1 protein-coding gene is annotated in these 3044 nt (G+C 60.5%); it reads left to right on the top strand.

Features of this window, described 5'->3' with window-relative positions; translation table 11 throughout:
- Positions 1-338: 338 nt before the first annotated feature.
- Positions 339-2987 carry an autotransporter outer membrane beta-barrel domain-containing protein gene (locus tag ACW9HW_RS29655; protein WP_457402885.1) on the top strand — a complete coding sequence of 883 codons (2649 nt, stop codon included), beginning with the start codon at positions 339-341 and terminating at the stop codon, positions 2985-2987.
- The last annotated feature ends 57 nt before the right edge of the window (positions 2988-3044 follow it).

Genomic DNA, 3044 nt, shown 5'->3' with positions numbered 1-3044 from the left:
ACGGTGATCCCTGTGGGAGCGAGCCTGCTCGCGAAGATAGCGACGCGGTTTCGGATCAGTCCTGCAGACTCAACATCAACAGTCCGCATGCAAACGCTCGGCTGATCATCCCTCAACACCTGTTATTTCTGACAGTAGCACCTCAACCCACCTGTTGATACCGTGGAAAAAGCACTGTGCAGTGTGATGTGCAGTCGAAAAAGCCATGCCAACTGGTTGCATTGCCCGATGTTTTCCGACGCAGGAATCCGTAGTCCCTGATCCGTATCGCTCTTGACGTTGCCATGGTCCGCCCCGCAGGTGCGGGGCCGGCGCGTCCTATCGAGCGAGGATGGATCATGAGCACACCCGTTTCGTCTCTCAAGCACCTGAGCTTTGCTGTCGTGTCGTTGTTGGCCCTGCTCTGCTGGCCGCTCACCACTCACGCTGCCTGCACGCTCGTCCCCACCGCCGGTGATGACACGTTCACTTGCGACAGCGGCACCAGCCCCGGTCTCACCGACACGGGCGGCAATAACAGCCTTTCCTTTCCCGCGGCCGGCACCGGGATCATCAATGGCGATGTCACCTTTGGCCCTGGCGCCGATCTGTTGCAAAAGAGTTCCGGCACCATCACCGGATCTGTGGACATGGGCGACGGCGCAAATATCGCGCAACTCTTCAACGGCGCCATTACCGGATCGTTCCGCCAGGGCAACGGCAACGACACCGCGCAGCTCAGCGGGGTCATCGCCACCACCTTTTCACAGGGCGCCGGCAATGACAGCTTCACCATCAGTGGCGGGTCCGTGAGGTCCCTGGATCAAGGAGATGGCGGCGACACCTTTACCATGAGCGCCGGCACCATCACTGATGTCTTTGAAAACGGTGAGCAAGCACGCATGAGCGAAGGTTCGATTGGCCGGGTCGCGATGAACCTGGACCATAACTCGTTCGAAATGCTGGGTGGGCGGATCGTCGGCGACCTGGACGCCGGCACCGACGACAACAACGTCATCATCAAGGGCGGTACGGTTGGCGGCAATATCATTGTCAGTGGCGGCGGTAACCTCATCACGGTGACCGGGGGTGAAATCGTTGGACAGGTCCGCGGGGGTACCGGTGATGACTTGTTCTTATGGGACACTGACGGGCTTATTCGATCGGCCATCCTGATGGGTACCGGCGACGACCAGGCGCTGCTGCTCAATCGCACTGAAACTACCTTATCGTCCCCGTCCAGCATCGATGGCGGTCAGGGCAACGACACACTGACGTTCGACAACACCCAGTCTGCCAATCCGGGTCGCTATCCCCATTGGGAAACGGTGAACCTGGACAACGGCTCACACTTTGACCTGGGCGGCGATTTCGTACTCGGCGACAACGTTTCCGCCACGGGTGCGTTCAACATCAACGGCAGCAGTGTGTTGCTGGTCGACCAAGGCCGCATCACCCCTTTCAGCGCCGGTCAGCTCGCCACCTTGAACAACAAGGGCCTGATCGACATGACCAGCGGCAGCGCTGCCGCCAGCGCAAGTAATCAACTCACGGTCACGGGCCATTACATTGGCGACAATGGCCAACTGCACCTCAATAGCGTATTGGCCAGTGATGACGCCGCCAGCGACAAACTGGTGGTGGATCGAGGCACGCTGCAAGGTTCCACCACCCTCAGCATCGTCAATCTGGCGGGTTCAGGCGATGTGACCCGACAGAACGGCATCCTGGTGGTCGAAGCCCGCAATGGTGCCACGGGTGGCCCTCAGGTTTTCACCTCCGCCGGGGCCGTTTCCGCAGGGGCACATGACTACTATCTGTTCAAAGGTGGCGTTACGCCGGGTACAGCCCAGAACTGGTATTTGCGTTCCGCCGTCGTTTCGCCTCCCCTGCCCGGACCGATAACCCCATTACCGGGAGTGGAAGACCCAGCCGTGCCACTGCCCGCCCCGGAAGACCTTCCCGTGACGCTTCCGGCGCCCATCAAATTACCCACGATTGGACCGTACTTACCGGAGCTGCCGGAAACCAAGCCCGGCCAACCACCGATTCCACTCTATCGTCAGGAAGTCGCGGTGTATTCGGCGCTGCTGCCTGCCGTCAACCAGATGGTTCGGGCCGCACTTGGCACCTTCCACGAGCGTCAGGGCGATCAGAACCAGCAGCATCAGGACGGCGCCCTCCCGGCAGGCTGGGGCCGGGTTTACGCAGGCAACAGCCGCCAGAGCATGGCCGGCACGGTCAACCCACGCCTGGACGGTTCGGTTTCGGGTTACCAGGTCGGCAGCGACCTCTACGGATGGACCACCGATGATGGGCAGACCCGGAAGGTGGGTGTGTTCGTCGGTCACAGTCGCTTGCAAAGCGACATCGACGGCTTCACCGGCGGCTTCCAGCATCGCGACGCCGGCAAAAGCACAGTGCGCGGCGATAGCGCAGGCCTGTACTGGACACTCATCGATCCCTACGGCGGGTACATCGACAGCGTGCTGATGTGGACGGACCTGGATATCAACAGCGAGTCCAATCGCGGGATCAAACTCAACACCCGGGGCCATGCCACGACAGTGTCGTTGGAGGCCGGTTACCCGTTGCAGGTCTCCCAAGGCTGGATCCTGGAGCCGCAGGTACAGCTGATCAGCCAACACCACACGCTGGAGGGTAAAAATGATGGCATCGCCGATATCGATTTTGACTCCGACAATAGCGTAACGGCTCGCCTCGGCGCCCGGCTGCGCGGCACTTATCAGGTAGCGGGCATGCCCCTGCTGCCCTACGTGCGAACCAATGTCTGGCATACCTTGTCCGGCACCGACCGGGTGATGTTCAACAATGTCACGGCGATCGACACGCAGCAGAAGTCCACGACCCTGGACCTGAGCATGGGCATGACCGCGCAAGTGTCGAAGGCTTTAAGCCTGTATGGCGAGGCTGGATACGATACCCAGTTGGACAGCAACGCGCTGAATGGACGCAGGATGACGCTCGGGCTAAGACTGGATTTTTGATGGAACACACACTGACGCCTTCGCGAGCAGGCTCGCTCCCACAGGTTCAGTGGATCC

This window comes from Pseudomonas sp. SDO5532_S415 (assembly GCF_054071155.1).
This window is presented reverse-complemented; position numbering and strand designations above follow the sequence as displayed.